Annotated in this window: 8 protein-coding genes; 4 read left to right on the top strand and 4 right to left on the bottom strand. The window is 39.3% G+C overall.

What is annotated here, in order from left to right:
- The coding region (locus LAY41_RS31880; RefSeq protein ID WP_249106699.1) for a helix-turn-helix domain-containing protein at nucleotides 1-1188 on the bottom strand (1188 nt) is incomplete at its 3' end.
- A 215-nt stretch (nucleotides 1189-1403) separates the two neighbouring features.
- Between LAY41_RS31880 and LAY41_RS31875 the strand changes: the two genes are divergently transcribed.
- Together LAY41_RS31875 and LAY41_RS31870 are read left to right on the top strand one after the other, a co-directional pair.
- Nucleotides 1404-1715 (top strand): hypothetical protein, encoded by a 312-nt coding sequence (locus LAY41_RS31875; RefSeq protein ID WP_249106697.1) that lies wholly within the window; start codon nucleotides 1404-1406, stop codon nucleotides 1713-1715.
- Between the two features lies 1 nt (nucleotide 1716).
- On the top strand, nucleotides 1717-4848 hold the full coding sequence (locus tag LAY41_RS31870) for a DEAD/DEAH box helicase (protein ID WP_249106696.1): 3132 nt from the start codon (nucleotides 1717-1719) through the stop codon (nucleotides 4846-4848).
- 167 nt (nucleotides 4849-5015) lie between these two features.
- Here the strand turns inward: LAY41_RS31870 and LAY41_RS31865 are convergent, their stop codons facing one another.
- The gene (locus LAY41_RS31865; RefSeq protein WP_249106695.1) at nucleotides 5016-5369 is read right to left on the bottom strand and encodes a hypothetical protein; all 354 of its coding nucleotides are present in this window, start codon (nucleotides 5367-5369) and stop codon (nucleotides 5016-5018) included.
- Nucleotides 5366-5701 carry a DUF5674 family protein gene (locus LAY41_RS31860; RefSeq protein WP_249106694.1) on the bottom strand — a complete coding sequence of 112 codons (336 nt, stop codon included), beginning with the start codon at nucleotides 5699-5701 and terminating at the stop codon, nucleotides 5366-5368. The genes LAY41_RS31865 and LAY41_RS31860 overlap by 4 nt, the downstream gene beginning before the upstream one ends.
- Before the next feature lie 361 nt (nucleotides 5702-6062).
- On the opposite strand from LAY41_RS31860, the gene LAY41_RS31855 reads away from it, so the two are divergent.
- Both LAY41_RS31855 and LAY41_RS31850 read left to right on the top strand, forming a co-directional pair.
- Complete coding sequence (locus LAY41_RS31855) at nucleotides 6063-6245, top strand: DUF6888 family protein (protein ID WP_249106693.1); 183 nt, start codon at nucleotides 6063-6065, stop codon at nucleotides 6243-6245.
- The gene (locus LAY41_RS31850) at nucleotides 6242-6451 is read left to right on the top strand and encodes a DUF6887 family protein (RefSeq protein WP_249106692.1); all 210 of its coding nucleotides are present in this window, start codon (nucleotides 6242-6244) and stop codon (nucleotides 6449-6451) included. Before LAY41_RS31855 ends, LAY41_RS31850 begins: the two co-directional genes overlap by 4 nt.
- Before the next feature lie 183 nt (nucleotides 6452-6634).
- Here LAY41_RS31850 and LAY41_RS31845 read toward each other — a convergent pair whose 3' ends face one another.
- The gene (locus LAY41_RS31845) at nucleotides 6635-6985 is read right to left on the bottom strand and encodes a hypothetical protein (RefSeq protein WP_249106691.1); all 351 of its coding nucleotides are present in this window, start codon (nucleotides 6983-6985) and stop codon (nucleotides 6635-6637) included.
- Between the last annotated feature and the right edge of the window lie 64 nt (nucleotides 6986-7049).

Here is a 7049-nt window from a genome sequence, read left to right as displayed (position 1 = left end):
TTTTTCGAGTTCGGATATGCGATCGCACTGCTCCTCTAAAACATCTTTCAAATCTTCTGGCAACAATATGGTATCATAAGGTAATAACTCAGTCACGCATCCTCCCAACTCTTGAATCAGAGTCGCAACGCTTTTTAACCATAAAGGGTTGCCTTGGTAACGGTGAATGAGTTCTGAGTAGTTGTCGATTTCTGCTAATCCTTTATCTCTCAGTATTTCCCGTCCGGCAGCGGTGTCTAAACCAGTGAGTTGTAAAGTACGAATGGGAGGATTTTGGCTTTCGATCTGAGGAACTTCTCTCGGTTGTTCCCATCCGATTAACAGAAAGCAACTTTGATGGGATAATTTTTCTATCTGTTTGAATAGAGTGCGATATTCTTCGTATCCAGGTTTATACTTTCCTGCCAATTCGCCGCTACTGAAAAGGTTGTGAACGTCATCTAATACAACTAAGCAGCGATATTTTTGGAAATATTTAATTAGCGGTAATGGTTTTTGGTTAGTTGCAGGCGAATCTTGCTTTTCTGACTGGGAGAAAAACTGTATTAGTTTATGTTGAAATTCATCTAGAGTGTATGATTCGTCTAGATTGCACCAAATTACATATTCAAACTCATCTTTAATTTGTTGAACAAGTTGCACAGCTAATGTAGTTTTGCCGATGCCGCTGATTCCGGTGATAGCTATGAGGTGGCTGTGTTGTTGTAGAATCCAGTTTGTGAGGGTTTCGAGTTCGGGGGTGCGCGAGTAGAAAGCGCCTAATTCTGGCATTTCGCTTAAATCTTGATGTGGATTTTCAGGTTGTTTTGTGTTAGGTGTTTCTTGATTTTGTGGGGGTGAGTTTTGTAGATTTGGGGGGTGTAAATTTTCTCCGCAGAAGTTAACGGTACTAATTTGCACATTATCTTTTCCACAATGTGAAAATATAGAGATTTCAAATCTCTCCATTGCTGCTCGAAAATTCGATTTATTAACTTCTTCCCCTAAGTCTTTTGAGAGGATTTGCCATAGTTCCGAAGCCGCATTCCTAACACGACTTTCAGAACAGTCAAAGTCTTTGGCTATGTGCTTGTATGTCTCGTGTTGTAGAGTTCCGCGCAGTACCGCTTCTTGTAAATCATCAAGGTGCTGACCTGTTTTAGCAAATACTATCTCATCAGCGAATTTTAACATTTCTTTAATATTCATCTGGTTAGGTAGATGCGAGGTTTTTGTGTATTATGGCACAGTTTTAGACATTTTAGTATATTTTGAGATATTTTAGTACAAAGTTAGATTGAAAGAAAGTGAAAGTGGGGGAAAGTTGGCAACAAAATAGGATATTTTGGGACTAGACAAAAGTTTCGATTTATAGAGATGATAGGAAAAGGATTAAATCGGAAAAATGTTTCTTAAAAAAAATCATGTCAAATTTAAAGCTTGTGGGTAAGAGACTTAAAAATCTTCGACTTTATCAGGAAGCGCAACAAATTGGCTTTGACTATATCCTCAATCCCGACACTGGCGAACTACATCTTGTTGGTCTGGATAATTTTTGGGGTTCTCACAATCTTGCAGATGCAGATATAAGTAGTTTCATTGGTCTTAATGATATTGGGACTATACCAGTTGAAGTTTTTCGTGATGGAAAAATACTTCCAGTTTACGATCTTGATACTGGCGAAATTATTGGAGAATATGCTCTAAATAAATGTAGTTACTGCTTTAAAAAATAATATGATCTATCGGCTGTTTGAAATCCCATCTGAAAGCGGTTATCATGCAGATGTTGTCTGGGCTGATACCAGTAGCTCCGATCGCAATGCCTATACTCACCTAGCCTATGCAATCGAAACAACTGACAGTGAAAACAGCGTACTAGATCGGCGAGGTATCCGCTTCAAAAACTTACGCCGAAGGGGAATGATCAAAGAAAAATTTCCCGACCTATTTTCACGTCTCAAGGAAGGGCGTGCTTACTATGTAGGCGAAAGTGTTCTCTCCGAGAACACTTTCGATCCTCAACATCAAGTTAAAACTGTTCTAAGGCTGGGTGCATTAGAGCTACTGGCAAATATCTATTCTGGACGGATTACCGCTAGTGACAAAGATCCTTTTCCTCATCAATTAGCATTACAGCAGTATGTCAAAAGTCATGAGTCTCGCATTAAGCGTATTTTGATTGCCGATGAAGTAGGTTTAGGTAAGACAATTGAAATAGGCTTGATCTTGAGAGATAAGCTGATTACACAACAAGGGGGTTTGCGTTGTCTTTATCTAACTTCTGGTGGCTTAACAGAAGATGTTCAAGACAAACTGCGTAGCGTCATTAAAGATTCAAATGGTGATGAAAGAATTATTACTGTTGTAGATTCTTTTAGAGAATATGGTGAGCGGATTAGCCAAAAAGGTATTCGGGTTGCTAGTATCCACGCTGCTAGACTCTATCTTGATAGTAAAGATAAGAAAGATTTACCAAAAGGAGTTAAACCCAATATAATTATCATTGATGAATGCCATCACTGTGCCAGCAGTGCTAATCTCAATGGTGAGTCTGTAGAATCTGCAAGTGATACAACGCAGGCTTATAAAACGGCATATCAGATTATTTTAGGTGAGTTCTGGAAAGACTCTGAACCGCCAGAGCTAGTTATCTTGATGAGTGCTACACCTTTTCGTTCTGCCAATCAATTTACAAATTTATTGCGATTACTGGTACATCAAACTGCTCTCAAAAATGCCTATGCTAAGGATATTGATCAGAAACAACTTCTAGCAGCAATATCAAAAGATGATTCGCCTGTAGCATTGATATGGCGACAACAAGATGAAATTCGTAATTGGTCAGATAAGAGGCTATTTCCCAAATTAATGATAGTTCGTCCCCACCATGAAGGTGAGCCAAGTCTCGAAAAAACTGATGAAGAGTATCTGTCAACGCTAGAAACAATCCAAGGGACAGTACAGCGCATTTATAGAGATCACAATTATAGTTTTGGAGGATTTGCTACCGCACATCTTGAAACCCGTTTAACGAGTAGTTCCCTTGCAGGTGCTTGTTGGCTATTTCGTTGGTGTGTCCGCCATCACCCCAAATGGCAAAATGAAAAAATGTATAGGGCAGATAACTCAGATGATACTAAAGGGTTAAGGAAATTAATTCGCGAGATTTCCAAAAACCTAGCAAAATTTGATGAGGATAGAGAGATATATGCCAAAGAGGTAGTTTTTCCTTCTGACGGTAATTTTTCTTTTAAAGCTAGAAATTTAGGAGAAGGCAGCATACCTACTATTTATGAATTTCAGAATAAAATACTGGATAAGGTAAAGCTAAAAAACGATGATGACGATGAAGATGCAGATTTAGAGGCGACAATAGAGGAGATATTAGAACTGACAGAATTAGCATTAAATTTGTTGGAATCAGGCAGAAGTGTTGAAAATGCCAAGCTAAACTGGCTAAGAGCTATGCTTGAAGCGCATCCAGATTCTCGTTTTCTCGTTTTTACTGAGGTCTTACAAACTACTGCTATTATTAAAGCAACTTTCCATAAACAAAGTCAGGCTCTTACTGGGGGGATGAGTGCTGATGATCGAAAGAATGTAGTTAAGGAATTTTACGATCGCAACAAAAACTACCGCATTCTTGTCGCAACTTCCGCGGCGGATGAAGGATTAGATTTTCAAGTAGCCAATAAAGTTGTGCATTGGGATCTTAGCCCCGATCCTGCTGTTTTAATGCAACGTAATGGGAGGGTTGCTCGATTAGGTCAAATTTCTGATGTCACTGCCTACTATCTCATATTAGAGGGTACATTAGCAGAAAAAAGAGATACAGCCTTACTAAAGCGTCTCGAAGAAGCAGGAGTTACAGACCCGCTTATGCAATTGAAAATTTTGGGACAGCTTGATAATAAGCAACAGGACAAAATTGCAAGTGCTATTAAAGATGATGATGTTGATGTAGGAACTGTAGACCAAGTTCTAAAAAAAGCAAAGCAATACAGTGATGTCATGGAGACGGAGCTTCGTAAGTTAAATGAACAGCTAGCACCTCAATGGGCTCTCGATCGTGATAAGCTACTTAAACGCCTCAAAACTTGGCATAAATTGGAAGTGACTCAATACGATACTTACAAGCATAAATTAGCTTTTGAAGCTAAGGAATGGCAACGCCCTGTTTTTGGAGAAGAGAAAACAGAGATGGAGTCGGCAGTTTCTGACGTTCTGGCAATTACTCACTTTAAAAACAAAAAAGATAGATTTAATTTCGATCCAGAATTTGGTCTTTTTAGCCAAGAAAAAAATATCAATGGATTAGCAGGGTTACTACCTTGGTATACAGACGAAAGTGAGGGAGGCACAAAACAACATCGACCCCTTCTTGGAAACGATCCAATTGGAACCTTAACCCAGTCTCTTGCTAGACAAAGACAAGCGGATTTTATGGCTGTTTCTGCACAAAAGCTCGGCGAACAGTTTCCAAATCTTAAAGGCTGCTCTTACTTGCTGTTTGCAACCCATCCATTACGAGAATTGGAGAAAAATAAATCATCAGACTCAGCTAAATACTTGAGCTACTACATTTTTACAACTGATTTGAGTCAGCCAGTCAATCCTGATGGTGCTTCTGCTATTGACGTACATAAAATGATTACTTTCTTGGAGGAGCAAGTTGTTCAAGGTTTAGCCTCTTCATCATCTGAAGTAATCGAAATGGCAAAATCAGCAGGACAGGATATCTCTAAATGGGTACAGGGTTCTTTCAGCATGGGTGGTGATGATTTCTTAGATGAAGAGTCAAGTTATTTCGTACCAATTCCTGTTGCTTTGGTAGCTATTGTTGACTCGATTGCAGAAGTTAAATAAGATAACTCTGAAGCCGTGCGATCGCCCATCTTGTATGTTGGGTTAACGCTCGTGTCACCCCAACCTATGTTTCCACTTACAATCTGATCCATTTCTACCATATCAATGGGATGATTGGACGAATAGCGATCGCCCTATCAAAAAAAGAGCGATCGCACCCCACACATCTAATTTAAAGCCAACAAACCCGACATACTCAACACTTTTTCCGACCAAATCTTTGTTTCTTCCGCCACTCTCATTCTTTGTTCTGCATCCTCCCAAATCCTTGCCCAAGAATACTGCCAGCAAGCTAACTGAATTTGTAATTCAACTAACTCAGCCGCTATTTCTATCTCTGCATCTTTAGCCGTCCATTCAATAAACAGCTTACTTTCTTGCAACAAACCTTCAACCAGTTCCCCATTAGCTGCATTTTGACAGCGAGATTTAATTCGTGCCAAATTCGATGCCAAATTTCCCAAACGAATCGGTAACTCGTCTCGTAAATAGCGTGACTTTAAAGCATTCCAATCTCTCATAATCCTCCTAATAACTGTTGAACGATTTGAGCAACCCGTTCTCGAATAACCGGATCTTGAATTTCCATTGAGCGATTGTTCTGACGCGGACGGATATTGATCAGAGATTCATACCCTACCTCTTGTGTAAGCGGATACCAATCTGCTCCCCAAATATCTACTTGCTTGCTCCCATTTTCCAGCAACACAGCTTCGCAATCAGCATGATATTCTCCACCACCGGCCAAAAGTCCCCGTTCGATATCCACTGCCAGTTTAATATAACTCCCAAGGGTTTCTAGCATTTCTTCAATTTGCTTTTTAGTCCCACGCTCTTGAATCAGATAAATCATTTTTGCATAAGCTTTAGATTCAATATGATGATTCAATATTATACAAGTTAGCTAGTTTGTCAATATTTTTTCCCTTAGCTCATCGGCCTTTCTTATAGATTAGCTTGACCGAAGCAAACCCAACCTCTTTTTCCACTCAAAATCTGATCCATTTCCACCATGACAATGTGATGATTGTACGGATAGCGATCATCGCACCACCAAAAGAAAGAGCGATCGCCTTTCCTTGTAGGTTGGGTTATTGGAATCGAGTTGGCTGGAGAATTAATGAGAATAGAATAAGTGGTGTGTAGAGTGAATGCTTTTGAGAAGTGCTGTCAATTGTGATAAGCTATGTTAGATTAATTATGGGAGTTTCAGCTTGCCAACACAGCAACAGCTAGTAACAGCAGCATTCCTCTGTCAGTTGCTCTCTAATCTATACCAGCCAATCCAAGTTTTCCGTTACGACCGGAGGTTTAAAACAATCTATATGCAGGCTGGAATTAATGATGATATTGCTCTTATAATTGATGAAGATGGGAGTTGGGAGTTTGTTCTATGATTCCAAATATTTTCCAAATGACAAATGCTGAATTAAAACGGTATATTTCTGAACATCGGAATGATACAGAAGCCTTTCAAGCAGCAATGGAAGTCTTGATGAGCCGTCGGAATCCTGCTAATCGTCATCCCTATCCATTTGAACTAGCAAATCCTGAGATTGAAGTTGAGGCTATTTTAAAAAGAAAGCTGAATCAGGTTGAGTAGTGGTGTTTTTGATAGAACTAAATATCGGTAGATTCAATGTGATGATTGGACGAATAGCGATCGCCCTGACAAGAAACCGGGTTTCTGCGATAACTTTTGTCTTTTACAGAGATTTTATTAAGAAACCCGGTTTCTGACTCTCACGCGATTGCACTACCAAAAAAAGAGCGATCGCACTATCTGTCAACTTCTGACAACTTGCACTGCTCGCTCTACATTCAATTCACCTTCAGCTAAAACCTCAGAAGAATTCCGATCAATAAACTCATCTAACAATTCAAAAAACTTATCAAGTGCTTTACTTTCATCCTCCGAATAAAAAAGAATGATGTTAGCCCAAGATTGGCTAGTCTGCACGTTAAATCTTTTTCTTATCCACTCATGAAATAACATAAAATCGCTGTCTTGTTTCGTTGGCTGTTCTCCCAACTCATGTTTAGCAATGCTGTAACCCGACAAAAAAGCCTGAAGGCAAATAATTGAGTGTCTTCCCAAGTACATTGAAGGAGCTTTTTTGATTTTCTGAATCAGCATATATAAATCCTGCATTATCCACCTCAATATTTTTCCAATAATTGTAAGCTGTGATGCTCAAAAT

The organism is Argonema galeatum A003/A1 (genome assembly GCF_023333595.1).
GTDB classification, from domain to species: domain Bacteria; phylum Cyanobacteriota; class Cyanobacteriia; order Cyanobacteriales; family Aerosakkonemataceae; genus Argonema; species Argonema galeatum.
This window is presented reverse-complemented; position numbering and strand designations above follow the sequence as displayed.